Here is a 25,722-nt window from a genome sequence, read left to right on the forward strand (position 1 = left end):
GACGCTCCGGCCGCCGTTCGCGTCGGCGCCGCCCGATCGGACAAGATGGCGCGATGGACTACGAGTTCTGGAAAGAGATCCACGAACGCGGCGGCATCCCCGCGGTCAAGACCGCGCTGGAGGAGCTTCCCGCCGACCTCCCGCCGCAGGACGCGGACGCCGCGACCGAGCTGGCCCTGAAGGTCATCGAGGACGACATCGCCCGCATCAACGCACGAGCGGACCGCGCGGAAGAACGCGCCCGCGCGCTCGCCGAGCAGGCCCGAAAAGTGAACGAACAGCTCACCGAGCACGCTGCCGGCGCTGAGCAGGAGACGCCGCCCGGGAGACTCGCGAACTGAGACGCATGCAGGGCCCTGTTCCGTCGCGCGGCTGTGCGCGCCGTCCCTCACGTACGGGCCATCAGCCGCACCATCGCCGTGTCGTACCGTGCCTGCAGGCCCGTGTCCGCCGATACGCGCAGCAGCGCACCGAGTGCGCGGACCGCGCCGTCGTCGTAGCCGGATGATTCAGCCTCGCGGGCCGCGCTCTCCAGCCGGCGGATGCCCTCGGCCTCGTCGCCCATGCCGAGCAGCGCCTCACCGATGACGATGCGCAACAGCACCCGGGCCGCCGCCGACGCCTCCGAAGGGGCGTCGAGGTCGAGTGCGGCGACCGCCGTTTCGAAGGCCGGCTGCCACTCCCGTGCGTCGAGGCGGTGCCGGGCGAGGTGGTACAGCGCGAGGCGTTCCGTGTTGCGGTCGCCGACGCTGTGCGCGAGCTCCGCGGCCAGCGCGCAGCCCTCGGCGGCCTCCTCGGGGCTGCCGAGCTCGGACTGCGCCAGCGACAGATTGATCAGCGCCGTCGCCTCGCCCCGCCGGTCGCCCGCCCGCGCGGCGAGCACGGGCGCCGCCTCCAGATGTGCCAGCGCCTCGGACGTACGGCCCTCCTCCGTCAGGACCCACCCGAGCAGCGCACGCACCCGCGACTCGGCCCGCGCGTCCCCGTCGCCCTGCGCCGCCTCAAGTGCCGTACGCAGCAGGGGAGTCCAGTCGTCCCGCACCCGCCACACGATCTGCGGCCACAGCGCGAGGACGAGCCGCCACGTCCTGCCGTGCAGCCCCGCGGCATGCGCGGCGGCGGCCGCCAGCGCCAGGTCGTCGCGCTCGGCCTCGTACCAGGCCATCGCCTGCTCACGGTCGGCGAACTCCCTCGTGGCCTGCGGCGGACGGAAGTCCGTGGGCAGCGTGAAGCACGACTCGTCGCCCGGCTCGGCCGCGTCGGCGGCGGCGAGCGCCGTCGCCACGCTGTGGTCGAGGCCGCGCACCAGCGCGTCGGGCCCGGCCTCCAGACCGCGCGCGTACAGCCGTACGAGATCGTGCAGCGTCCAGCGGTCCGGCGCGGTCCGGATCACGAGGTGCGCCGCGGTGAGCTTGTCCAGCGCGGCGGCCGCCGTGTCCGGGTCCGTCCCCGCGAGGGCCGCGGCCGCGTAACGGTCGACGTGCGTGCCCGGATGCTGCCCGAGGTGCGCGAAGTGGTGCGCGGCGTCGTCCGGCAGCCGCCGCACCGTCAGCCGCAACGCGGCGCGGACCCCCGTGTCCTCCACGTCCAGGAGGCTCAACCGGCGCGACTCGTCGGACAGTTCGGCGCTCATCGAGCTCAACGGCCAGTCCGGCTGGTCCGCGAGCCTGGCGGCCGCGACCCGCAGCGCGAGCGGCAGCCCGCCGCACAGCTCCGCGAGGCGCCGCGCGGCCACCTCTTCGGCGAGCACCCGCTCCTGGCCGAGCACCGCGGCGAGCAGCGCCGTGCTGTCCTCCGGTTCGAGTACGTCCAGCGGGACGGGCCTGGCCGCGTCGGAGGCGATGAGCCCGCGCAGCCGGTACCGGCTCGTCACCACGGTGACACACTCCGCGCCGCCCGGCAGCAACTCCCTGACCTGCTCGGACGCCCGCGCGTTGTCGAGCACGACGAGGAGCCTGCGGTCGGCGCACAACGAACGGAACAGCGCGGAGGCGCCGCCCGCCGACTCCGGTATGCGGCGCGGCGCGACGCCCAGCGCGAGCAGGAACTCCCGCAGCACTTCGAGCAGGGCCGGCTCACCCGTGTCGCTGAAGCCGCGCAGGTCGGCGTAGAGCAGCCCGCCGGGGAACTGTTCGCGGTTGCGGTGCGCCCAGTGCGCCACGAGCGCCGTCTTGCCGACGCCCGCGGGCCCGGTGACCAGACAGACGGGCGCTTCACCGGCGGCGGCCCGGGACAGGGCGGTGAGCTCGTCGGTACGCCCGTGGAAGCCGCGGGGCATGCGGGGGAGGAGGTCGACCGTGGGGGTCGGTGACGGTGCCGGTGGGGCGGGAGGTGCGGGGGACGTGACGGCCGTCGGCGGCAGGGTCGCAGCTGAGGATGATGCTGAGGTGGAGATCGAGGTCGAGGTCGAGGCCGGCGCTGAGGTCGAGGCCGAGGGTGCGACTGTGACGGACGGCGAGGCCGAGGCGGGAGCCGACGTCGACCGGGGAGCCGGGGCGGCGGGCGAGGCTGCCCGTCGCGCCGCACCACCCGCCTCGTCCTCCCCGCGCAGCACATCCGTGTACGCGTCGGCCAGCTCCCTGCCGGGGTCGACCCCCAGCTCGTCGGCGAGCAGCCGCCGCGTGCGGTGGAACCAGTCGAGGGCCTCCGAGCGGCGCCCCGCCCGCTGCAGCTCCCGCACGAGCGCCGCGGCCAGCGACTCGCGCAGCGGGTGAACGCTCGCCTCGGCCCGCAGGACCGCGGCGGCACGCGCGTGCTCCCCCATCCACGAATAGGCCGTCGCCAGTGATTCCACGGAGGCGAGCCGGAGCTCCTCCAGCGCCTGCGCGGCGGCCTGCAGCGGCTGACTCGGGTACGCGCCGGTCAGCGCGGGCCCCTGCCAGAGAGACAGCGCCTCCTGGTACATCGCCACCGCGTCGGCGGGCGCCCGCTGATCGCGGGCCAGCGTCACCAGTTCCTCGAAGCGGTGGGCGTCGAGCAGGGACTCCGGCATCCGAAGCACGTACGCCGTGCCCTGGGTGAGCAGTTCGACGCCGAACATGTCGGCGTCCGCGCTGTTGAGCAGGACCCGCAGCCGCGACACATGGCCCTGGATGACACCGCGTGCCCGCGCGGGCGGCTCGTGGTCCCACAGCGCGGCCGTGAGCTGGTCGACCGGCACCGGGTGGTTCGGTCTGAGCAGCAGCGCGGCGAGCAGGCTGCGCCGTTTTGCGGGGCCGAGGGGCAGCACGCCGACCTCAGTGGCGACGGAAACCGCTCCGAGCAGCCGAAACTCCACTGATGAAACTCCTCTTGCGGGCACCTTGATGGCACCTTGCGGGCAAAGATCCGGATGAGCGAAAAGAGTACGTTCTGGGTGCGACCCCCGAGCGACGGGGGAGCGCGATACGACCAGGGAGAGAGGGCGAACGGGCATGGGGGTTGCCTGGGAGTGGGACGAGACTCTCTTCGAGGGCGCGGCGGCCCACTACGCGCGGGGGCGTCTTCCGTACGCACCGGAGCTGTTCCACGAGGTCGTGGGTGTGGACCCGGACAGCGGGATGATCGCCGAGGCGGAGCGGGCGACCGCCGGGCGGGGCCCTGGCGCACGTCTCGGACCTGGAACCGGAGGCGGCGGACGAGACGGGAGACGAAGCCGGGGACGAGGCCGGGGACGAGGCCGGGAGGACCGGCGGAGACCTGCCGCATCCGGCACCGCCCCGGGCGGCCGTCGACGACCTCATCAGGACGTACCTGGGACCGGTGCGCCGAGCGGGCCGCGGCACCTCGTCGTCCCGGGCGGGCAGGCGTCCGCCTCGGCCGGTTTTCCGAACGCGGCCCGAGCACCGAAGTGTTCGTCCGGCGAAATCCGGCGGACGACGCGTGCTGAACGTGCCCTGCCTGTCTGTCTGCCTGCTGACGTGCTGACCTCGTCGCATGCGTAATCCGCGTGCCATGTGCGAATAACGCGCACGCTTGGATAGGCTGCGGCCATGGGGATGTCTTCCGGCGAGCGACTGCGGGCGGCCGTGGCCGCGCTGATGCGGCTCACCGGCGACACGCAGGCGAGCCTCGCCGCCGTGCTCGGCGTCGACCAGACGCAGGTGTCGCGCCGTCAGTCCGGCACCGCCGCCTGGAGCCTGGACGACTGCGACGCGATCGCCGCGCACTACGGCATCGACGTACTCGACCTCCTTGCCGGTCCCACGCGCGCGTGCGACGCACTCCCCGCCGACCACCGCCGTACCGTGCCGAGTCGCCGCGCCGCGGCGGATGAGCCGAAGGGGGCCACGCGGTGAGCGACTTCGACGCGATCGACGCGCTCCTCGCCGCGTCCGGGCCCGAGGCGGAGCTGCCCCCCGCCGAGGAGCGCCGAGCCCTGCGCGACGCCCTCAACCTGTCCCAGGCGCAGGTGGCACGCGCCATCGGCGTCAGTCCGACCACGGTCGGCGGCTGGGAGTCGGGACGGGAGCCGGCGGGGGCGGTACGCGAGAAGTACGCGTACTTCTTGGAGTCGGCCCGCACGAGGCTCACCCCGCAGCCGCAGCCGCAGCCGCAGCCGCAGCCGCAGCCCGAACCTGAAACGCCCATCGAGCCCGAGCCCGAGCCCGAGCCGAAGGCTGCCCCCGGCCCCGATCCCGAGCCCGCACCCGTGACCGAGCCATGCGTGCTGTGCGGGCAGCCCGCGACCGACCGGATCGAAGGCTTCACGCAGCACTTGGACCCCGCCGAGTGCGGCGTCACGGCCGCGAGCCCGGCACCCGTGGCCACACCGACGCCACCCCCCGCGCCCACACCCGCCCCAGCACCCACCCCCGTAAAACTCGCCCCCAAAGGCCGTCGCGCCACGACCGCCCCGGCCGGAGCCTCGAACACGCCCGACGCCATCGGCCGCGCCGTGCAGGACGCGCTCGCCGCGCACGAGGGCGACGTGGAAGCCGCCACCGCGGCCCTCGTGAAGCGGGCCATCCCCGATGCGATGGCCCTGCTGGACGAGACCCGCAAGGGCGGCCGCTACGACATCGTGGCGCACCCCTGGATCCCCGACATCCTCCGCAAGCAGACCTCGCGCGGCCCGGACCAGATCTGGGAGGCCCGCCCCAAGTGGACCCGCCCGGAACTCCCCCCGGGCGCACACGAGGTGACGGCTCTCGACATCAACGGCGCCTATCTTTCCGCGCTCAAGACGCACCTGCCGATCGGCCAGCTGGAGCACTCCACCGGTTTCGGCCACGACCGGCGCCGCGCCGGCGTCCACCTCGTCACCCCGCCCGCCTGGGAACACGAAGGCGTACTGCCGAACCCGATCGGCAACCGCGACGAGCCGGGCCCGCTCTGGATCACCGAGCCCACGCTGCGACTGCTCCTGCGCCTGTCGTCGCCGAAGTACGGACTGTGCGACCCGCCGACGATCCACGAGTCGTACACCTCGGGCGCGACCGAAGGCCTCCTGGAGAAGTTCCGCATCGCCCTCAAGGACGCCCGCGACCGGGCGATCGGCGAGGACGACGAGGTGACGCTGGAGTACGTGAAGGCGATGTACTCCAAGTTCGTCGCCACGATGGGGGAGTCGAACTACAACCGCGAGTTGTACCGCCCGGACTGGATGCACCTGATCCGTTCGCAGGCGTTCTCCAACCTCTGGATGAAGGCCTACAAGGCGTACGACGAGGGCCTCACCGTCGTACGCGCGATGGGCACCGACGAGCTCCACGTGATCGGCGACTGGCAGAGCATCTTCCCCGAAGGACGCTCGGTCGCCGAGGTGAAGGTCAAGGACCGGTACACCGTCGGCCACGACTGACGTCCTTCAGCCACCTGCCGCCGCACGGAGCGGAAGCTCAACCCGCGGCCCCCTCGCGAGGGTCTTGTGTCTGGGGGGACAGAACCCCCGTCGGACACCTGTGAGGAGAGTGGCATGGCGTTACGCAAGCGCACGAAGACCGGCGTGGTGGGCGTCGTCGCGGCAGCGGTCGCGGCGACCGCGTTCGTGGCCCCGGCCCGAGCCGAGTCGGACCGGGCCCCGGCGGAGCAGTACGAGCGGACCTCCGCGGACAAGCACCACCGGGCCACCCAGCGCGCCATGGAAGCGGCCGTGCGCGCCGGCACCCCCGGTATCGCGGCACAGGCACGCGACGCGCGCGGCGTGTGGTCGTCGGCGGCCGGCGTCGGTGACCTCGAATCGGGTGCGCCGCGCGGCAAGCACGACCGGTTCCGCGTCGGCAGCATCACCAAGTCGTTCGTGGCGACCGTGCTGCTCCAGATGGAGGCGGAGGGCAAGCTCGACCTCGACGACACCGTCGACCGCCACCTCCCCGGTCTGGTGCGGGGCAACGGGAACGACGGCCGCAGAATCACCGTGAGACAGCTCCTCAACCACACCAGCGGGCTGTTCGACTACCTCGCCGACGAGGAGTACAGCAAGACGTATCTGGAGGGCGACGGCTACCTCACGCACCGGTACGACACCCTGCCGCCCGAGAAGCACGTGGCCGTGGCGCTCTCCCACAAGCCGTTGTTCAGGCCAGGTGCCAAGCACTCGTACTCCAACACCAACTACATCCTGGCCGGGCTGATCATCGAGAAGACCGGAGGCCGGACGTACGAGGCGGAGGTCCGCGACCGGATCATCAAACCCCTGAAACTCAAGACCACCACCAACCCCGGCAACGGAATCCACCTGCCCGCGCCCAGCAGCCGCGGCTACGCGAAACTCTTCCCGTCCGACCCCGACCGGATCGACGACATCACCGAGATGAACGGCTCGCAGGGCTGGGCCGACGGCGACATCGTCTCCACCACCGGCGATCTCAACCGCTTCTACAACGCGCTGCTGCGAGGCAGACTCCTGCCGCCGAAGCAGCTCAAGGAGATGAAGACCACCGTCGCCGTGCCCGACGCACCGGACATGGGCTACGGCCTCGGCCTCTCACGCATCAAGACCAGCTGCGGCACCACGCTCTGGGGCCACAGCGGCGGCATGGTCGGCTGGCTCTCCATGGCCTACAGCACGGAGGACGGCCGGCACCAACTGTCGTACAGCTACAACGCGGACTGGGACGGCCAGTCCATGGGCGCGATCCTCGACGCGGAGTACTGCGAGTGACGCGGCGCCGACCGCGCCGCCTCGGTGCGCTCGCGGTCGGCGCTCTTGACACATGCGTACGCTTTCGCGACCTTTGAGCCTCGCAGGGCGGGGGAGCGGTCAGCTCGCGGAAGGGCGGTCGGCCTGAGATGGACATCACGATCCACCGGCTCGACGGGCTGAGCGCCCCGCTGCGCGCGGCCTGGCACCGGGCGATGGACGAGTCGCCCCAGTTCGCCAACCCCTTCCTGGCACCGGAGTTCGCGATGGGTGTCGCCCGGCACCGGGACGGGACCCACGTGGCGGTGTTGCGCGAGAAGGGGGACGCCGTCGGTTTCCTGCCCTTCGAGCGCAACGCCTTCGGCGTGGGCCGGGCCATCGGGCTCGGCCTCTCCGACTGCCAGGCCCTCGTGCACCGGCCCGGAGTCACCTGGAACAGCCACCAGCTGCTGCGTGCCTGCGGGCTCTCCGTCTTCGAGTTCGACCACCTCGTCGAGGAGCAGAAACCGTTCGGCGCGTACGTCACCGGCACCTTCGCCTCCCCGGTGCTCGACCTGAAGGTCGGCGAGGAGGAGAACTACGCCGAGTGGCTGCGCGGCGCCTACCCGGGCCTTGCCAAGACGACGCTGAAGAAGGAGCGCCGCCTCGGCCGCGACGTGGGGGAGGTGCGGTTCGTCCACGACGAGCGCGACCCCGAGCTCCTGCGCACCCTCATGCGCTGGAAGTCCGCCCAGTACCGCAGGACGGGCCGCATGGACCGCTTCGCGCGGCCCTGGATAGTCGACCTGGTGCACGACCTCTTCCAGGTCCGCGAGGACCACTTCAGCGGCATGCTCTCCGTGGTGTACGCGGGTGACCGGCCGGTGGCCGCACACTTCGGGCCGACGTCGCGCACCGTGGCCGCCGCCTGGTTCACCGCGTACGACCCCGGGCTCGGCTACTACTCGCCGGGCCTCATCATGCACCTGCGGATGGCGGAGGCGGCGGGCCGTGACGGCGTACGGATCATGGACATGGGCCGGGGCGACAAGGAGTACAAGGACTGGCTCAAGACGCGTGAACTGCGCGTCGGCGAAGGGTTCGCGACCCGCCCGCACCCGGTGTCGGCGGCGCACCGGCTGTGGCGCAGACCGGTGCGGGGCCTGCGCAACACGGTCCTCGCCCACCCCCGGCTCAGGGAGCCGGCCGACCGGCTCCTGAAGACCGTCGGCACGCTGCGCACCTCGCGACGGAAGAGGTGAGAATGCCGTACGGAACGGGGCTCGCCACGACGATGGCGAGGCGGCTCGGACGCCCCTGCGTCTACACACCCTCGGCGCGGCTCGCGCTCTATCTGGCGCTGCGGCACTGGTGCAGACCCGGCGCGCGCGTCCTGATGTCGCCGGTCAACGACGACGTGATCCTCTTCGTGGTCCTCGCGGCGGGACTGCGCCCGGTGCAGGCCCCGGTCTCCGTCTGGGACGGCAACATCGACCCGGCCGCCGTGCCGGAGCGGACCTGGCGGAACGTGGACGCCGTCCTCACCACGAACCTGTACGGAATCCCCGACCGTGTCGACGAACTCCGCCGCCGCTGCGACCAGTTGGGCATACCGCTCTTCGAGGATGCCGCCCACGCGATCGGGACGCGGGTGGCCGGGCAGCCGATCGGGACGTTCGGGACGGCGGCGGCGTTCAGCCTCTCCAAACACGTGGCGGCGATGGCGGGCGGCTTCCTCGCCGTCGAGGACGAGAGGACCTGCCGCGACCTGGCACGGCTGCGCGACGAACTCCTGCTGCCGCGCAGCCTCCGCGCGGACCTGGCCACCACCCTGCGCCCCCTGGCCCGTTCGGCCGTGCGGGGTCTGCACCTCGTGCACCCCGTCTGGCGCACCCTGCAGCGCCTGGGGATGCTGGAGCGCGACACGTTCCGGATGGACCTCCAGGCGCCCCGGCTCACGCGCTGTGCGTCCGAGGAGCCGAGCCTCGCCGCGTACGACCCGTGGGTCCGCGTCGACCTGCACGGCTACCGTTCCCGCCACGGAGCGCTGGTCCGCGGCCAGTTGAAGCTGCGCACCGCACGGCTCGACGCCGACCTCGCCCGGCGCAGGGCGGGCTCGTCCCTCCTGTCGGGCACCGACTGGGCGACCCGGGCGCTCCGGGCCCGGCCCGGGGACGGCGGCCCGCCCCCGCTCTTCCGCGTACCGCTCCTGGTCCAGGACCGCGACCAGCTGGTGGACCGGCTGGTACGGCACGGCGTGGTCGCCGGCTACATCTACGATCCGCCGCTCGACGACTACGCGGGCGCCGAGTTCGTGGAGCCGTCCCCCGACCCGTCGGCCGCCCGCTGGTTCGCCGCGCACACGCTGCCGGCCGACCCGCTCCTGGCCCGGAAGATCACCAAGGCGCTGACGAAGGAACGGGCGGCACCGGCGCATCCGCCCCTGGGGTCCCGCGATGATCTGGCGCTTCCCGTGGGACCTACCGGCGGGTAAGGTCATGGGCCGAGGAACGGAGCATTCCCCATGGCCCGCACGTTCACCGTGTCCCGCAGCATCCTGGTCCATGCAGCCCCTTCGGAGGTGTACGCGCAGGTCAGCAGGGTTGCCCAAATGGGCCGCTGGAGCCCGGAGAACCTCGGCGCGACCGTGCCGGGTCCGGACGAACCGGCCGCGACGGGCCTGGTCTTCGTCGGACACAACAAGCGCGGAGCGTTCCGCTGGACCACCCGCTGCACGGTGACCGCCGCGGACCCGGGCAGCCGCTTCGCCTTCCGCGTCCACGCGATCGGCCTGAAGCGCCCCCGGCTGAGCGCCCCCATCGCCACGTGGGAGTACCGCTTCGAGGAAGTGGAACCGTCGGCGGGGACCGGCGCGAAGGACGCGGAGGCGGTGACCCGCGTGACCGAGACCTGGACGGACGACCGCCGCTCGTGGCCGGACGCCGTCGCCAACACCTTCGACCGCATCGCGACGCGAGGCCAGACCTTCGCGGTGTTCCAGACGGGCAACATCGACCGGACCCTGCGCAACCTGAAGAGGGAACTGGAGGCGGGGGGAGTCCCCGCCGGCGACAGCCCCTGACCTGGGGCCGACCTCCGCGTGCGCCGGGACGGTGTCGCGCGTCCGACGGGTGGGGCGGCCTCACCTGGCGGGAGGGGCGCGCCAGGGAGCGTGCGGCCCCACCCGTCGGGGCGGCTCCCGGTGGCGGGCAGGTGGCCGGGTTCTCCCGCGTCGGCTGCCCTGCCGGTTGGTGAGCACACCGGGACCTGTGGTGGTGATGGGGGCCTGTGGTGCCGGGGGCGGAAAGCCGTCATCGGCCGGGACCAGAAAGACCGGTCTGTCTCGTGCGTCTCTGCCTCGACCATGGCAGCGGGCCGCGCCCGTGTCCAGGACTATTCTGGACGGTGATGGACAGTCGACCGCCGTCCGGTACGGATCAGTTGGCGCCTCGTGAGCGGATACTGAGAACCGCGTACGAGCTCTTCTCGCGACGCGGCATCCGCGATGTCGGCATCGAGGAAGTCATCGCGCGTTCGGGAGTCGCCAAGGCGACCCTCTACCGGCACTTTCCCTCGAAGGACCAGCTCGTCCTTGCGTTCCTGGCCCGCAGGGAGCGGCAGTGGACCCTGGGGCGGGTCGTCGCGGGCGCCCGGAACCGCGGCAGAACCCCGGAGGGCAGGCTGCTGGCCATCTTCGACGTCTTCGACGAGTGGTTCCACGGAGACGACTTCGACGCCTGTACGTTCATCAACGTACTGCTGGAAATGGGCTGGAAGCATCCGCTGGGGCGGGCGAGCATCGAGTACCTGGAGAACATCCGGTCCCTCGTGCGCGGCATGGCCGAAGAGGCGGGGCTGCGCGACTCCGACGGGTTCGCCCGGTCCTGGCACATCCTGATGAAGGGGTCGATCATCTCGGCGGCGGAGGGCGACCGCGACGCGGCCCTGAGGGCCAAGGAGATGGCACGCATGCTGATCGCCCGCCACCGCTGACGGTCGGCTGCCGTTCCGCGGAGCTCGGTCCCGTGGTCGCTCAGCCGCGGGGCCAAGGACGGCCGTCGAGCCGTTCGATGTCGCGGTTGAGGCGGGCGAGGCAGTCCGCGAGCTGTGCCGCCTCCTCGGGGGACCAGTCGGCCAGGACCTTGCCGAGGCCCGTGACGTTCTCGGTCCTGTCGTCGTCCAGGCGGCGCTCGCCCTCCGCGGTGATGGCGAACTTGCGGGCGATGCCGCCGTCGGGGTTGGGGATGCGTTCGACGACGCCGGCGCGCAGCATCGCGGCGGTCTGCCGGTTCAGCGTGGAGGTGTCGAGGCCGAACGCGTCCCTCAACTGGCCGATGGACATGGGGCCTTCGACGCGGATCCGGCTGAGGAGAATGTAGGCGCTGCGGTCGAGCCGCCCGCCGCCCCTCGACGTGAGCAGACTCATGTGGCGGCCGAGGAGCATCGTTTCGAACTCGATCTGGTCCAGCGGCTTGTCCATGCGCCCAGATATATCACGGATTGTATGCATGCTGCACATGGCGTGCATGGCACACATGGTATGCATCATGCATATCTCGTGTACGGTGCACATCGTCCCCGTGGTGTCGCGCCACGGCATCAGATGGCAACTACAGGGAGTACCCCGTGGACAGTGCACAACCAGCGGCCCGGCCGGGCGCGGTGATCGGCATCCTCGCCTTCGCGGGCATCGTGGCCGCGATCACGCAGACCTTGGTCGTCCCGCTGATCGCGGAACTCCCCGACCTGCTCGACACCTCCGCCTCCAACGCCTCGTGGGTCATCACCGCGACCCTGCTCGCCGCCGCCGTGGCGACCCCCGTCGCGGGCCGCCTCGGCGACATGTTCGGCAAGCGCCGCATGCTGCTCGCCTCCCTCATACCGCTGGTCGCGGGCTCCGTCGTATGCGCCCTGTCCTCGTCCGTCGTGCCGATGATCGCCGGTCGCGGGCTGCAGGGCATGGGCATGGGCGTCGTACCGCTCGGCATCAGCCTGCTGCGCGATGTCGTGCCCGCGGAGCGCCTCGGCTCGGCCATCGCCATCATGAGCGCGTCCATGGGCGTGGGCGGCGCGCTCGGCCTCCCGCTCGCCGCCGCGATCGCCGAGAACGCCAGCTGGCGCGTACTGTTCTGGGTCGTCGCGGGCCTGGCCCTCGCCGTCGGCGCCCTGATCCTGGTCCTCGCGCCGGCCGAACGGCAGAACACCGCCCGCGGCGGATTCGACGGGCTGGGCGCCGTCGGCCTCGGAGCCGGACTCGTCTGCCTGCTGCTCGGCGTCTCCAAGGGCGCCGACTGGGGCTGGGGGAGCGCCACCACGCTCGGCCTCTTCGCCGGCGCCGTCGTCACCCTGCTCGCGTGGGCCTGGTGGGAACTGCGCCTGACCGACCCGCTGGTCGACCTGCGGGTGACCGCCCGCCCCCAGGTCCTGCTGACGAACGCGGCCTCGGTCCTGGTCGGATTCTCCATGTACGCCCAGTCGCTGGTCGTACCGCAGCTGCTCCAGCTCCCCGAAGCCACCGGCTACGGCCTGGGGCAGTCGATGGTCGCCATGGGTCTGTGGATGGCCCCGGCCGGACTCATGATGATGGCCATGTCGCCGCTGGGCGCCAAGCTCTCCGCCGTCCGCGGCCCCAAGGTCACCCTGTCCGTGGGCAGTCTCGTCATCGCCGCGGGCTACGGTCTCGGGCTGCCCCTGATCAGTTCCGGTTCCACCTGGAGCCTGCTGATCGTGACCATCGTCTGCAACACGGGCGTCGGCTTCGCCTACGGCGCGATGCCCGCCCTCATCATGGGCGCCGTACCCCCGTCGGAGACCGCGTCGGCCAACAGCTTCAACACCCTGATGCGCTCGATCGGCAGCTCCGTCTCCGCGGCCGTCATCGGTGTCGTACTCGCCCAGCTCACCACGGACTTCGGGGGCTACGCCCTGCCCTCCGAGAACGGCTTCCGCGTCGCCATGGCGATCGGCTGCGGCGTGGCCCTGACGGCCGCCGCCGTCGCCGCGCTCATCCCCGTACGCCCCACGGCCGACCGCATCGAACCCGCCACGGTCCCCGCGCCCGCCACCGCCTCCGGGGCGCCGGAGCCGAAGGCCTGAAGCGGCACGCCGGAGCGGCGGGCGCGGCGGCCCGTCCGCTCCGGCGGCGCGGGGGCTTTCGGCCAGAGGGCGCGAAGCGTGGTGGTGCGCGCTCGGACGCGGGGGTAGGCCTTCGATCATGTTATTGAACGGACCCTCCACTTCCGTCTCCGCATCCGCATCCGCCTCCGCCGCCGGCGGGCGCGCCCCGGCCGTCGCGATGCTCCGCCTCCTCGCCGGATTCCAGGTCTCCCAGGCCCTGTACGTCATCGCCCGCGCGGGCGTGGCCGACCAGCTGGCCGCAGGGCCGCGGCCGGTCGCCGAAGCGGCCGCGGCCGCCGGTGTCCGCACCGACCTGCTGCGCCGGCTGATCCGCACCCTCGCCGCCGAGCAGGTCTTCGTGTTCGACGCGGACCAGGACACCGTCGGCCTCGGCCCGCTCGGGCACACGCTGTGCAGCGGCACCGACGACTCCCTGCGCGACGTGGCCCTCATGTGGATGGACACCCACTACGCACCCTTCGCCCGCCTCTGGTCCACGCTGCACGACGGAGTGCCCGCCGCCGAACGGGAGTGGGGCAAGCCGCTCTTCGACTGGATCGCGGAGGAACCGGACCGGGTCGACGGCTTCAACGCCGCCATGGGCAACTTGCTCGCCCTCCGGCAGGACGCCCTGGACAGCCTGGACCTGAGGAAGGTCCACCACCTGGTCGACATCGGCGGCGCCGACGGCACGGCGCTCGCCGCGCTCGCCCGGCGGCACGAGTGGCTCTGGGGCACCGTCTTCGACCTGCCGCACGTCGTGGCGGGCGCCGAGCCCGTGCTGCGCGCGGCCGGCGTGGCCGACCGGGTCGGCACCTGGGGCGGCGACTTCTTCGAGAGCGTGCCGCCCGGCGCGGACGCCTACCTGGCCTGCTTCATCCTCCACGACTGGAACGACGACCAGTGCGCCCGCATTCTGGACCGCGTACGCCGGGCCGCGGGATCCAGGGCCCGTCTCTTCCTCGTGGAGACCGTCCTCGACGAGGGCGCCGCCCCCGAGGTCGCGACGCTGCTCGACCTCACGATGATGGGCATGCTGAACGGCCGCGAACGCAGCCGCGCGGACTGGCGGTCCCTGCTGTCGGGCGCGGGGTTCCGCCTCGACCGTGTCGTGGAGACGAACGGCCCGATGTGCGTGATCGAGGCGACGAGCCTGTAGCGGCACCGTTCCGGTGCCGTCCGCGCGTACGGCCCTAGGATGGGGCCATGCCGGAGCGCACGGAAACCTCACCTGCACACCATGGGCACCAACGGAGTCCGGGCAGGGAGCAGTTGGAGACCGCCACGACCGTCTTCGCGCTGCTCGCCGACCCCACCCGGCTGCACCTGCTGTGGCTGCTGGCCGGGGGAGAGGCGGACGTGACCGAGCTGGCCTCCGAGAGCGAGGCGGCGCGGCCCGCCGTCAGCCAGCACCTGGCCAAGCTGCGGCTCGCGGGGCTGGTCCAGGCCCGCAAGGACGGGCGCCGGATGGTGTACTCGCTGCGCGACGGCCATCTGCGACGGCTGGTCACCGAGGCGCTCAGCCACGCCGACCACCAGGTCACCGGAGCGCCCTGGCACGCGTGATGTCTTTCCCGCCGACGTGTGCGCATCTGCGCACACGTCGTCTACCGTGAAGGTGTCCGGGCCGTCGACCCAGGGGGCACCGTCATGCGCTCAGTGCTGCGGAACCGCACCTATCGCCGCCTGTTCACCGCCCAAGTCGTCGCCCTCACGGGCACGGGACTCGCCACCGTGGCCCTGAGCCTCCTGGCGTACGACCTCGCCGGAGCGGACGCCTCCGCCGTCCTCGGCACCGCACTGGCGATCAAAATGGTGGCCTACGTGGGCCTCGCCCCGTTGATCGGCGCCTTCGCCGACCGTGTGCCCCGCCGCGCCCTGCTGGTGTCGATGGACGGGATCCGCGCCGGCACCGCGCTCGTCCTGCCGTTCGTGAACCAGGTCTGGCAGGTGTACGTCCTCATCCTCCTGCTCCAGGCCGCGTCGGCCGCCTTCACCCCCACCTTCCAGGCGACCATCCCCGACGTCCTGCCCGCCGAGCGCGACTACCTGCGCGCCCTGTCGCTCTCCCGGCTCGCGTACGAACTCGAGAGCCTGCTCAGCCCGGTCCTGGCCGCCGCCCTGCTCGCAACGGTCACGTACAGCTGGCTGTTCGCCGGTACGGCCCTCGGCTTCCTCGCGTCGGCGGCCCTGGTCGTGTCGGTCGCACTGCCCGCGCCGCGCCCGGTCGAGCGCGCCGGCGGCGTCCCTGCACGGGCGACGTTCGGCGTTCGGCTCCACTGGGCCACGCCCCGGCTGCGCGCCCTGCTCGCGCTGGACCTCGTCGCCGCGGCCGCGGGAGCCATGGTCATCGTCAACACGGTGGTGCTCGTCAGGGAGCACCTGCGGCTCGGAGCGGGCCACGTGTCGCTGGCCCTCGGCGCGTTCGGGGCCGGTTCGATGGTGGCGGCCCTGCTCATGCCGCGCGCACTGGAACGCTTCGGGGACCGCCGCGTCATGCTGCCCGCCGGGTTCCTCCTGGGCGCCGTCCTGACCTCGCTCACCCTCGGCCTCGCGCACGGCAGTCGGTCCTGGGGCGGGCTGCTGGCCGCGTGGGCGCTCCTCGGCGCGGGCTCGTCCATGGCCCTGACCCCGGCGGGCGGGTTGATCCGCCGCTCGGCCGCGCCCGCGGATCTGCCGGCCGCGTTCGCCGCCCAGTTCGCGCTCAGCCATGGCTGCTGGCTGCTCACGTACCCGCTCGCGGGGTGGCTGGCCGCCGTCGCGGGGATGACCGCGGCGGCGGCGACGCTCACCGGCCTGGCGCTCGTCGCGGCGACCGCCGCCGCGCTGCTCTGGCCGACCCACGACCCGACCCGGCTGACTCACCACCACACCGCCCTGCCCGCCGACGACCCGCACCTCGCCGACGCGCACGCGGGCCCCCACGGCTGGCGGCACGCGCACGACTACGTCATCGACGTCCGCCACCCGAAGTGGCCGACCCCGACCCACGCCGGTCCGTACTAGCGCCTGTGTCGGAAGTCCCGTCTGCCGGGCGTCACCGGGCCCGCCCTCCGGGCGGACGACGGGACTTCCGACACAGGCCCTAGCGCCCCACCTCGGACAGTCCCTCGCCGTCCGCGAGCCGTGCCCGTACGGTCACGCGGGCGTCCTCGGGAGCCCGGACGGCCAGGGTGCGGCCGCGCCGTTCCGTGTCGACGTCCCCGGTGACCGTGATCCGGGTGACGTCGCGGCTTCCGGCGGCGAGGAGATACCGGTGGCCTGAGCCGGCCGCCGTCCACCGCGTACTCGCCACGACATGCTGTCCGAAACGGCTGCAGGCGGCCGTCGAACGGGCCCGCCCCACGACCTTCGCCGGGGCCGTCGCGGACTCGGCGGACGTACGGAACTGGAGCAGGACGCTTCCCGGCCCGCGCCAGGTCGAGGCGCGCGTGCACGACCACACGGCCCGGCCGCCGCCCTCCGGCAGCTTCTGATCGGCGAAGTCCCACTGGTTGACGGCCCGCACGCCGCTCCCGCGCAGTTCGGAGAGGCGGCAGGCGCCGCGCGCCCAGCTCTGCAGCGCCGTGCCGCTGGTGGCCTCGCGCGGCTGGCGGGCCGGCGCGCCGGTGCCGGGCAGCGGCGTGTAGCTGAGGTGGGCGGGGGCGAGGTCGCCGAGGTCGGTGACGAGGAAGGCGTGCTTCTCCACGATGCGGGCGGACGAACGCAGTTGGAGCACGGGCAGGCTGTCGCAGGGGGCCGCGGCCGATGGTGCGTCGACGGCCGCGGTGAGGCCCTGGCCGGTCACGTCGAGAGGCCGACCGGGGGAGTTGGGGCGCAGCAGGTCGCGCGTTCGGGCCTCCGCGATCCACGGAGCGGTGAGGTAACGGATCTTGCCGTCCTTGCGGCTGACGGCGAGCGCCGCCGCCGTGGTCACGTCGGAGTCGTCGGCGCGCGAGAAGTCGAGGGACGCGGGCTCGGTCGGGGACGCCGGTTCCACGTAGCGCACGACACGCCTGCCGTCGTGGAACAGGACGACCGCCTCGCCGCCCACGACGTCGGCGTACAGCAACTGGGTCGACCTGGGCGGGGGTTCGGTGGTCGTCGCTCGGGCGGCGCCGACGCGGGTGCCGGGTGGCGGGTCGGTCCAGGCGGCGAGGGCGCGGGTGAGCAGCTCGCGGTCGTCGGCGCGGGAGCCGCGGGCGGGCCAGGCGCTGAAGTCCACCCGGGAGGTGTCGGCCCACACACCGGGAGGAGTGCGGAGCAGCGCGTCGGCACTGATCGCGGGGCGCCCACCGGTCTGCCGTGCCGGCTTGTCGCCCGGGACCGGGACGGGCCCGATCGTCAGGAGCGCCGCGCAACTGATCGCGGTGATGCCCGCCGCGCACCAGACGAGCCGGAAGCGGCGTCGGCGGCGGAGCAGGTCGGTGGGGCGGGTCTGCACCGAACAGGCGTCGAACTCCTGCGAGCGCAGCAGCTTGCCCGCCGCCTCGCCGACGGTCTCCTCGACGCGGCGTGCGGCGCGCAGCGCGGCCTCCGGGTCGGGCACGTCGGCGGCGGTGAGCAGGTCCACGACCTCAGGGTGGGGCAGGCGGTCCAGCCTGCACAGCACGAACGCGGCGCGGGCGGGCGCGGGAAGCTCGGAGAGGACCTGCGCGAGTGCGATCTCCTCCGTGCCGCCCGCGCGCGGGAACAGCCGCAGCCCCCACACGACGGGGAGCGCCGGACGCAGTTGGCGGGGCGGCGGCAGCCGGTCCGGCCACCCGCGGGGCCGCCGCTCGTGGGCCAGCGCGGCGCACAGCACGCGCGCGGTCATGTATGCCGTCCCCGTCCTGGCGGGCTCGGCCTCCCGCGGCCCGCCCCCGTCCGCACTCCCGGTACGCGGCAACGGAACCCGTGCCGTCGCATGCCGCACCCGAAAGCCCGGCAGGGCGCGCTGTACCAGAGAATGCGCGGCAAGAACACGCCGGTGCCGGCTGAGTCTGCCGGGCAGGGTGAGGTACGCGAGGCGTACGAGCCGGGTGTACTGGTCGACGATGACGGCCTCGGCATGGTCGAGGGCCACGGGCTCGAACGCCTTGGCCCGGCGCCGCTGCGATGTGCTCATCGATCGAGTGACCTTCCGAAGGCTGACGGTGTTACGTCCTGACCTCCGTCAAACGAGTGAATCGTGCGATGGTCACAGCCGGCCCTTGAGCAGGGAAGACATGCGCTGTTGCCGTTCGGTGACACCGGGGACACAGCTGTGACGTGGTGGAGGGCAACGGCTTCGGGGGGTCGCGGGTCGTATGGAGCGTGGGATCAAGGGAGCGGTTTCTGATGACGCGCACGGGGTCCCGGACCAGCAGTACGCCGAACCACATCCGATGGGGGAACACGATGGAGATGAACAAGCGCGTGAACAAGGGACTGCTCGCCGTGGGAGCCGCGCTGGCCGCCGCCGGCGTCGCCGCGAGCACCGTGCCGGCCGCCGCGGCCGGCACCCCCCGCTTCCTGTCGCCGAGCGAACTGCCGCCGCACGCCTCGTCCTCCTGGACGGCCGGGCCGGTCACGGCGGGTCAGCCCGACCCGCTGCCGATGTGCGTCGGCGAGGCCCTGCCGTCGATCTCGGTGCACCGCAGCTACCACACCGACCTCGACACGACCGCTCTCCAGGTGACCGTCGTCGAGCGCAGCGAGCAGCGCGCCAAGGACTTCGCCGCCCTGCTGAGGAAGAACCTCGACGGGTGCGCGGAGTCGGTGATGAAGCAGTACCCGGACGTCACCGCGGAGCAGAAGTACTACGGAAAGGTGGACGTCGAAGAAGGCGCCCACGTCTACGGCGTCCACACCACCGCCACGTGGGGCGCCTCCGACATCAACATGTTCTCGGTGGGCCGCGACGGCAACACGGTGACGCTCGTGAGGTGGGGGCAGATGGGCGACTTCGCGAACGCTCAGGCGGCCGACTTCAAGAAGACGACCGCCACCGCCGTGAACAAGCTCTACTGATCCGACCTCGGCTTTCCCGCCGCGGGGTGGGAGAATCGGCCGACCGGGGAGAAGCCGGGGGCCGGAGTGGCGCCCGGCACCCCGTGGTGGGGAGGAACGACGGTGGTGGAGTGGCGGTACATCGCCAAGGGCGCAAGAGCCGTCCCTGAACCCATGGCGACGCCGTTCGTCTGGACGACGGCCTGTTCGGGCTCCCTCGTGCTGGTCATCGCGTTCGACCTGCTCGGCGCGCTCGACCGCACGGGCCTCGCGCTCGCGGCGCTCTCCGTACTGGCAGCACTCGTCGGCACGCTCGGCCGGTTCGTCGCGGCGCCCGGCACCGCCCTGCTCTGCTGGGCCCTGCTGAACGTCTTCGCCGCCCACCCCACCGGGGAACTCTCCTGGGCAGGGCACCGGGACCCCGGCTGGGTGGCGTGCCTGCTGGCCGCCGCCCTCGTCGGAACGGCGGTGGCCCGGGTGCGGTACGCCCGGGCCGCGTACCGCCGCATCACCCCGTTCGACGGCGCCGCCTGACCACGCGTACATCCCTCTCGTACACCCCTCTCGTACGTCCTCGTCCGCCACCGGACCGGGTCTCGCGCACCCGTCTTTGCATGACCATGCGCGATGATGCATACTCTTCCTATGTCTAAGGTCCTCACCTCCCTCCCCGCCGGCGAGCGCGTCGGCATCGCCTTCTCGGGCGGTCTCGACACCTCCGTCGCGGTCGCGTGGATGCGCGACAAGGGCGCCGTCCCCTGCACCTACACCGCCGACATCGGGCAGTACGACGAGCCCGACATCGCCTCGGTGCCCGGCCGCGCCAAGACCTACGGCGCGGAGATCGCACGCCTGGTCGACTGCCGTGCCGCGCTGGTGGAAGAGGGCCTTGCCGCGCTGACCTGCGGCGCGTTCCACATCCGCTCCGGCGGTCGCGCGTACTTCAACACCACGCCGCTCGGCCGCGCCGTCACCGGCACCCTCCTGGTCCGCGCGATGCTCGAGGACGACGTCCAGATCTGGGGCGACGGCTCGACCTTCAAGGGCAACGACATCGAGCGGTTCTACCGGTACGGCCTGCTGGCCAACCCGCAGCTGCGGATCTACAAGCCCTGGCTGGACGCCGACTTCGTCACCGAGCTCGGCGGCCGCAAGGAGATGTCGGAGTGGCTGCTCGCCCACGAGCTGCCCTACCGCGACAGCACGGAGAAGGCGTACTCCACCGACGCCAACATCTGGGGCGCCACCCACGAGGCCAAGACGCTGGAGCACCTGGACACCGGCGTGGAGACCGTGGAGCCCATCATGGGCGTGCGGTTCTGGGACCCCGAGGTCGAGATCGCCGCCGAGGACGTGACGATCGGCTTCGACCAGGGCCGCCCGGTCACCATCAACGGCAAGGAGTTCGCCTCCGCCGTCGACCTGGTGATGGAGGCCAACGCCATCGGCGGCCGCCACGGCATGGGCATGTCCGACCAGATCGAGAACCGGATCATCGAGGCCAAGAGCCGCGGCATCTACGAGGCGCCCGGCATGGCCCTGCTGCACGCCGCGTACGAGCGCCTGGTCAACGCGATCCACAACGAGGACACCCTCGCCCAGTACCACAACGAGGGACGGCGCCTCGGACGGCTCATGTACGAGGGCCGCTGGCTGGACCCGCAGGCCCTCATGGTGCGCGAGTCACTGCAGCGCTGGGTGGGCGCGGCCGTCACCGGCGAAGTGACGCTGCGGCTGCGGCGCGGCGAGGACTACTCGATCCTCGACACCACGGGCCCCGCGTTCAGCTACCACCCGGACAAGCTGTCCATGGAGCGCACCGAGGACTCCGCGTTCGGCCCGGTCGACCGCATCGGCCAGCTCACCATGCGCAACCTCGACATCGCCGACTCGCGCGCCAAGCTGGAGCAGTACGCGGGCCTCGGCCTGATCGGCACCGCCAACCCGTCCATCGGGGCGGCCCAGGCGGCCGCCACCGGGCTGATCGGCAGCATGCCGGAGATGCCGGAAGGCGGCGCCGAGGCCATCGCGTCGCGCGGCCAGGTCTCCACCGAGGACGCGGCCCTCGACCGCGCCGCGATGGAGTTCGGCACGGACTGATCCGCGGGCGACCAGGGCGGCAGCCGCTGACGGCACATGAGGCCGGCGCGACACCGGAAGGTGTCGCGCCGGCCTCATCCGTTTCGGGAACGCTTCTGATTCGTTGATGTCTTTGTGGGTACCCGGGGGCAGTCGGCGTACGGCACCTGTCCCGAGGGACGCCCGATCCACGTGGTGAAGCCCACGACCAGTGAGGTTTTACGCGACTGTAGAAGTGTGGCTAGGGTGCCGGAGATGTTCTGCGACGGCGCATCACCCGCATTTAGAGCAAGACGCGATTTCGCAGGCCCAGGTTCACCGTGGGAGGCATCTTGAGTGAGACCGCACGGCCGACGGGCCGTCACGCGTTGGCGCTGCCTCCCCAACGGCCCGCGCTGCCCACGCCCGCCCTCGGAAGCCGGGCCGCGGACGCGGCGAAGCCGACCCAGCAGCGGGACTCGTTCTTCGACAACGCCAAGTACCTGGCGATCGTCCTCGTCGCCATGGGGCACGCGTGGGAACCGCTGCGCGGCGACAGCAGGGCAGCCGCCGCGCTGTACATCACCGTCTACACGTTCCACATGCCGGCGTTCATCGTCATCTCCGGCTACTTCTCCCGCAGCTTCGACGCGAGCCCGAAACGCATCGTCCGCCTGGTCACGGGCGTCGCCGTGCCCTACGTGATCTTCGAGGTCGCGTACACCTTCTTCAAGAGATGGGCGGGTGGCGACCCCGACTACCCCATCAGCCTGCTCGACCCCTGGTACCTGACCTGGTTCCTGGCCGCGCTGTTCATCTGGCGCCTCACGACCCCCCTCTGGAAGCTCGTGCGCTGGCCGCTGCCGATCGCGCTCGCCATCGCCGTCCTCGCGTCCGTGTCCCCCGACATCGGCGACGACCTCGACCTGCAGCGCGTCCTGCAGTTCCTGCCGTTCTTCGTCCTCGGCCTCGTCCTGAAGCCCGCCCACTTCCAGATGGTGCGGCGCCACGAGGCACGCATCCTGGCCCTGCCGGTCTTCGCCATGGCCCTCGCCTTCGCGTACTGGGCGGCCCCGCGCATGAACGCGGCGTGGTTCTACCGCCGCGACAGCGCACAGGAACTGGCCGCGCCCGGCTGGTCCGGCGCCGTCATGACCATCGGGCTCTTCGGCTGCTCGCTGGTCCTCGTCGCCTGCTTCTTCGCATGGGTGCCGGGGCGGAAGCTGTGGTTCACGGCCCTGGGCGCCGGCACGCTGTACGGCTACCTGCTGCACGGCTTCCTCGCCAAGGGATCCCGCTTCTGGGACTGGTACGACGCCGACTGGGTCCACCGCCCGCTCGGCGAGATCACCGTGACCCTCCTCGCCGGAACGGTGATCACCCTTCTGTGCACGCCGCCGGTACAGCGCATGTTCCGGTTCGCCATGGAGCCCAAGATGACCTGGGCCTTCAGACAGGACGCGACCGCCCTCGCCAGAGGGAAGGGACTGGCGCAGGTGCAGGGCCAGGAACAGCAAGAACAGAAACAGCAAGAACAGAAACAGAAGGCACCGGCCGAGTGAACCCCCCGGCCCGGCCTCCCGCGGTCCACTACGAGAGCGTCCTAGAGACGCTGCCCGCGGGACGCCGGGCCGTCGTCGTCCTCGACCACGACGACCGGCAGGTCGGCAGCCTCGAATTCCAGGTCTGCCACCCCTGCCGGCTCGGCCACATCTGCGGCGTCGCCGTCGCCGACCACTGGCAGGGCCAGGGCATCGGACGGCACGCCGTGCACCTCGCCCTCGCCGTCGGCGCCGGATACGCCTGGTCCACCTCACGCCAGTCGTCCGCCGGGCGCCGCTTCTTCACCGCCATGGAGGACGAGACGGGGACCGCCTTCCCGTCCGGCGGCACGCGGTGCCCGCACATGGACCCCCGCACCGGGTGGCACGCCGCGCTGCGGCGGCGGAAAGTGATCAGGGAACCCGAGGACGACCAGGACCGTTGTCCTGAAACACCCTGAACGAGGAGCACCGCATTGTCCGCCCCACCGACGGACCCCCCACCGCTCTCCCCGGCGACGCGCCGATGAGCGCCGCCCTCGGCCTGCTGGCCGTCTTCGTCCTCACCGCCGGCACCGGATACTTCGTGGCGCAGGAATTCGCGTACGTCTCCGCGGACCGCCTCGCCCTGGCCCGCGAGGCCGCCGCGGGCGACAAGCGGGCGGCCCGCGCCCTGAAGGTGCTCGAACGGCTCTCCTTCATGCTGTCCGGCGCGCAGCTCGGCATCACCGTGACCGGCCTGGTCGTCGGCTTCATCGCGGAACCCGCCGTGTCCGCCCTGCTCAGGCCCGCACTGACCGGCATCGGCATCCCCGAAGGTGCCGTCGGCGGCATCTCCGTCGTCCTCGCCTTCGTCCTGGCCACCGTCGTCCAGATGGTCCTGGGCGAACTGGCCCCCAAGAACCTCGCGCTCGCCGTGCCCGAGCGCCTCGCCAAGTCCCTGGCGGCCTCCACCCTCGCCTATCTGAAGGTGGTCGGACCTGTCGTGCGCATCTTCGACAGCGCCGCCAACAGGCTGCTGCGCCGCGTCGGGATCGAACCCGTCGAGGAACTGCACCACGGCGCGACGCTGGAGGAGCTCGGCCATCTCATCGGCGAGTCCCACGAACAGGGAGAGCTCCCCAAGGACACCGCGACGCTCCTCGACCACGCGCTGGAATTCTCCGACCGCACCCTCGACGAGGTCATGGTGCCGCGCGCCGACGCCGTCTTCGTCCGCAAGGAGGCGAGCGCGGCCGACGCCATCGAGCTGATCGCCGCGCACGGCCACTCGAACTACCCCGTCCTCGGCGACCACCCCGACGACATCGGCGGCGTCCTCGGCGTCCGCGAGCTGACACGGCTCACCGCGGGAAGCCTGTCCGGCACGACCGCAGGCGCGGTCGCCCGACGGCCGCTGCTCCTGCCGGACACCCTCGAACTGCCCGACGCCGTCGAGCAGATGCGGCAGCGCGACGACGAGTTCGCCGTCGTCCTGGACGAACACGGAGGCGTGGCGGGCATCGTCACGTACGAGGACATCGCCGAGGAGCTCGTCGGCGACATCGCCGACGAGAGCGACACCGTCGTCGAACTGGCCGTCCCCGACGGCCGGGGCTGGCTGGTGGACGCCGGGCGCCGCCTCGACGAGGTCGCCGAGGCCACCGGGATCGAACTGCCCGAGGAGGACGACTACGACACCGTCTCCGGGTTCGTCGTCGACCGGCTCGGCCGCTTTCCGTCCGTGGGCGACAGACTCATCGTGCAGCTGCCCGACGGGGACGCGGTCGTGATCGACGTACGCACGCTGGAGCGGCACGTCGCGGAGCAGGTTCGCATGGAGCGGCTCCCCGAGGCCCGCCCCGATGTCCCCCTCGCCGACAGAGAACGGACGGACGACGAGGAGCCGCGCGCATGAGCTTCCCGATGGTGCTCTTCCTGACCGTCCTGCTGCTGATCGGCAGCGGCTTCTTCGTGGCCGCCGAGTTCGCGCTCGTCGCCGCCAGACGACACCGCATGGAGAAGGCCGCGTCCGACGGACGGCGCGGAGCCAAGGCGGCCCTCGCCGGCATGCGCGAACTGTCCCTGATGCTGGCCGGCGCGCAACTCGGCATCACCGTCTGCACCCTGGGCCTCGGTTCGATCTCCAAGCCCGCGATCTCGCACGCACTCGATCCGCTGCTGCACCGCTGGGGCCTGCCGAGCGGCGTCAGCTACGGAGTCTCCTTCGCCTTCGCGATGATCGTCGTCGTCTTCCTGCACATGGTCGTCGGCGAAATGGCGCCCAAGTCGTGGGCCATCGCCCACCCGGAGCGCTCGGCCATGCTCCTCTCACCGGCCTTCCGTGCGGTCGTCAAGGTCGTCCGCCCCCTCATCGGACTGCTCAACAAGGTCAGCAACGCCCTGGTGCGGCTGTGCCGCGTCACCCCGCGCGACGAGCTCGCCCCCGTCCACGACCGCGAGCAGCTCACCCACCTCGTCACGGAGTCCGCGCGCCTCGGCCTCATCAGTGAGCACGACTCGGAACTGATCACCAACTCCCTCACCGAGCCGGACTCACCGGTCGGCGACCTCCAGACACCCGCCGCCCAGATCACCTCGGTCCCGGCCGCGGCAGGCGTCGACGACATCCTCGCCACGGCCGCCGCACACGACCGCAGCCGCCTCCTCGTGTTCGAAGGCCCCCTGGTCCTCGGCTCGGTGCACGCCCGCGACGCCCTGATCGCCCGCGCGCGTGACCGCACCGAGGTCACCGCGCGCGAACTGGCACGTCCCGTACCGGAACTGGCCGCGAAGGACACCCTCGGCCACGCCATCGAACAGCTGCGCAGACACCGCGCCTCCCTCGCCGTCGTCAGCGACGACACGGGCCGCCTGACCGGCATGGTCACGCTCGACGACCTGCTGGCCCGCCTGATGCACGCCGCACCACCGCCGATCGGAACACGGCAGTAATGCGCGTAGCACCGTTCACTTCCGATCATTGTGCGCGGTGACGGCCCCGAGCGGCGGACACGTCTCTATCGTGGCTCACCG

At 72.1% G+C, this 25,722-nt stretch carries 22 protein-coding genes; 19 read left to right on the forward strand and 3 right to left on the reverse strand.

The window, feature by feature from the left end; genetic code table 11:
• Positions 1-53: 53 nt before the first annotated feature.
• Positions 54-341, forward strand: a complete 288-nt coding sequence (locus DEJ49_RS35565; protein ID WP_150187916.1) for a hypothetical protein — start codon at positions 54-56, stop codon at positions 339-341.
• A 47-nt stretch (positions 342-388) separates the two neighbouring features.
• On the opposite strand, the gene DEJ49_RS35570 is transcribed toward DEJ49_RS35565, so the two are convergent.
• On the reverse strand, positions 389-3,277 hold the full coding sequence (locus DEJ49_RS35570) for a BTAD domain-containing putative transcriptional regulator (protein WP_150187917.1): 2,889 nt from the start codon (positions 3,275-3,277) through the stop codon (positions 389-391).
• A gap of 694 nt (positions 3,278-3,971) precedes the next feature.
• Here DEJ49_RS35570 and DEJ49_RS35580 point away from each other — a divergent pair.
• The 7 genes from DEJ49_RS35580 to DEJ49_RS35610 all read left to right on the forward strand — a co-directional run bounded on the left by DEJ49_RS35580 (position 3,972) and on the right by DEJ49_RS35610 (position 11,035).
• Complete coding sequence (locus DEJ49_RS35580) at positions 3,972-4,277, forward strand: helix-turn-helix domain-containing protein (RefSeq protein ID WP_150187918.1); 306 nt, start codon at positions 3,972-3,974, stop codon at positions 4,275-4,277.
• Entirely contained in the window at positions 4,274-5,782 is a 1,509-nt protein-coding gene (locus DEJ49_RS35585; RefSeq protein WP_150187919.1) for a helix-turn-helix domain-containing protein, read from the forward strand. Before DEJ49_RS35580 ends, DEJ49_RS35585 begins: the two co-directional genes overlap by 4 nt.
• Before the next feature lie 114 nt (positions 5,783-5,896).
• Entirely contained in the window at positions 5,897-7,084 is a 1,188-nt protein-coding gene (locus DEJ49_RS35590) for a serine hydrolase domain-containing protein (RefSeq protein WP_150187920.1), read from the forward strand.
• A gap of 128 nt (positions 7,085-7,212) precedes the next feature.
• Complete coding sequence (locus DEJ49_RS35595; protein ID WP_150187921.1) at positions 7,213-8,304, forward strand: GNAT family N-acetyltransferase; 1,092 nt, start codon at positions 7,213-7,215, stop codon at positions 8,302-8,304.
• Positions 8,305-8,306: 2 nt separating this feature from the next.
• A complete protein-coding gene (locus DEJ49_RS35600; RefSeq protein ID WP_150187922.1) occupies positions 8,307-9,536 on the forward strand; it encodes a DegT/DnrJ/EryC1/StrS family aminotransferase in 1,230 nt (409 codons plus the stop codon).
• 30 nt (positions 9,537-9,566) lie between these two features.
• Positions 9,567-10,124 carry an SRPBCC family protein gene (locus DEJ49_RS35605; protein ID WP_150187923.1) on the forward strand — a complete coding sequence of 186 codons (558 nt, stop codon included), beginning with the start codon at positions 9,567-9,569 and terminating at the stop codon, positions 10,122-10,124.
• 326 nt (positions 10,125-10,450) lie between these two features.
• On the forward strand, positions 10,451-11,035 hold the full coding sequence (locus DEJ49_RS35610) for a TetR/AcrR family transcriptional regulator (RefSeq protein WP_150187924.1): 585 nt from the start codon (positions 10,451-10,453) through the stop codon (positions 11,033-11,035).
• 40 nt (positions 11,036-11,075) lie between these two features.
• Here the strand turns inward: DEJ49_RS35610 and DEJ49_RS35615 are convergent, their stop codons facing one another.
• Positions 11,076-11,522, reverse strand: coding sequence for a MarR family winged helix-turn-helix transcriptional regulator (locus DEJ49_RS35615; RefSeq protein WP_150187925.1), 447 nt, complete (start codon positions 11,520-11,522; stop codon positions 11,076-11,078).
• A 146-nt stretch (positions 11,523-11,668) separates the two neighbouring features.
• Here DEJ49_RS35615 and DEJ49_RS35620 point away from each other — a divergent pair, with 146 nt between their 5' ends.
• The 4 genes from DEJ49_RS35620 to DEJ49_RS35635 all read left to right on the forward strand — a co-directional run bounded on the left by DEJ49_RS35620 (position 11,669) and on the right by DEJ49_RS35635 (position 16,165).
• The gene (locus DEJ49_RS35620) at positions 11,669-13,138 is read left to right on the forward strand and encodes an MFS transporter (RefSeq protein WP_150187926.1); all 1,470 of its coding nucleotides are present in this window, start codon (positions 11,669-11,671) and stop codon (positions 13,136-13,138) included.
• 118 nt (positions 13,139-13,256) lie between these two features.
• Complete coding sequence (locus DEJ49_RS35625; RefSeq protein WP_150187927.1) at positions 13,257-14,318, forward strand: methyltransferase; 1,062 nt, start codon at positions 13,257-13,259, stop codon at positions 14,316-14,318.
• A gap of 47 nt (positions 14,319-14,365) precedes the next feature.
• Positions 14,366-14,725: an ArsR/SmtB family transcription factor gene (locus tag DEJ49_RS35630; protein ID WP_150175309.1), complete on the forward strand. Its 360-nt coding sequence runs from the start codon at positions 14,366-14,368 to the stop codon at positions 14,723-14,725.
• 84 nt (positions 14,726-14,809) lie between these two features.
• Positions 14,810-16,165, forward strand: coding sequence for an MFS transporter (locus DEJ49_RS35635; RefSeq protein WP_150187928.1), 1,356 nt, complete (start codon positions 14,810-14,812; stop codon positions 16,163-16,165).
• A gap of 79 nt (positions 16,166-16,244) precedes the next feature.
• Here the strand turns inward: DEJ49_RS35635 and DEJ49_RS35640 are convergent, their stop codons facing one another.
• Entirely contained in the window at positions 16,245-18,245 is a 2,001-nt protein-coding gene (locus DEJ49_RS35640) for a hypothetical protein (RefSeq protein ID WP_150187929.1), read from the reverse strand.
• Between the two features lie 272 nt (positions 18,246-18,517).
• Here DEJ49_RS35640 and DEJ49_RS35645 point away from each other — a divergent pair, with 272 nt between their 5' ends.
• From DEJ49_RS35645 to DEJ49_RS35675, 7 genes are all read left to right on the forward strand, one after another.
• On the forward strand, positions 18,518-19,129 hold the full coding sequence (locus tag DEJ49_RS35645) for a hypothetical protein (protein WP_150188711.1): 612 nt from the start codon (positions 18,518-18,520) through the stop codon (positions 19,127-19,129).
• A gap of 102 nt (positions 19,130-19,231) precedes the next feature.
• Positions 19,232-19,642, forward strand: a complete 411-nt coding sequence (locus DEJ49_RS35650) for a hypothetical protein (RefSeq protein WP_150187930.1) — start codon at positions 19,232-19,234, stop codon at positions 19,640-19,642.
• A gap of 111 nt (positions 19,643-19,753) precedes the next feature.
• Entirely contained in the window at positions 19,754-21,208 is a 1,455-nt protein-coding gene (gene argG, locus DEJ49_RS35655) for an argininosuccinate synthase (protein ID WP_150175314.1), read from the forward strand.
• 311 nt (positions 21,209-21,519) lie between these two features.
• Positions 21,520-22,728, forward strand: coding sequence for an acyltransferase family protein (locus DEJ49_RS35660; protein WP_150187931.1), 1,209 nt, complete (start codon positions 21,520-21,522; stop codon positions 22,726-22,728).
• Positions 22,725-23,168 carry a GNAT family N-acetyltransferase gene (locus DEJ49_RS35665; protein WP_150187932.1) on the forward strand — a complete coding sequence of 148 codons (444 nt, stop codon included), beginning with the start codon at positions 22,725-22,727 and terminating at the stop codon, positions 23,166-23,168. Before DEJ49_RS35660 ends, DEJ49_RS35665 begins: the two co-directional genes overlap by 4 nt.
• Positions 23,169-23,233: 65 nt before the next feature.
• Positions 23,234-24,604, forward strand: coding sequence for a hemolysin family protein (locus DEJ49_RS35670; protein ID WP_150187933.1), 1,371 nt, complete (start codon positions 23,234-23,236; stop codon positions 24,602-24,604).
• A complete protein-coding gene (locus DEJ49_RS35675; protein ID WP_150187934.1) occupies positions 24,601-25,641 on the forward strand; it encodes a hemolysin family protein in 1,041 nt (346 codons plus the stop codon). The genes DEJ49_RS35670 and DEJ49_RS35675 overlap by 4 nt, the downstream gene beginning before the upstream one ends.
• Positions 25,642-25,722 lie beyond the last annotated feature (81 nt).

Source organism: Streptomyces venezuelae, assembly GCF_008642335.1.
GTDB classification, from domain to species: Bacteria; Actinomycetota; Actinomycetes; order Streptomycetales; family Streptomycetaceae; genus Streptomyces; species Streptomyces venezuelae_F.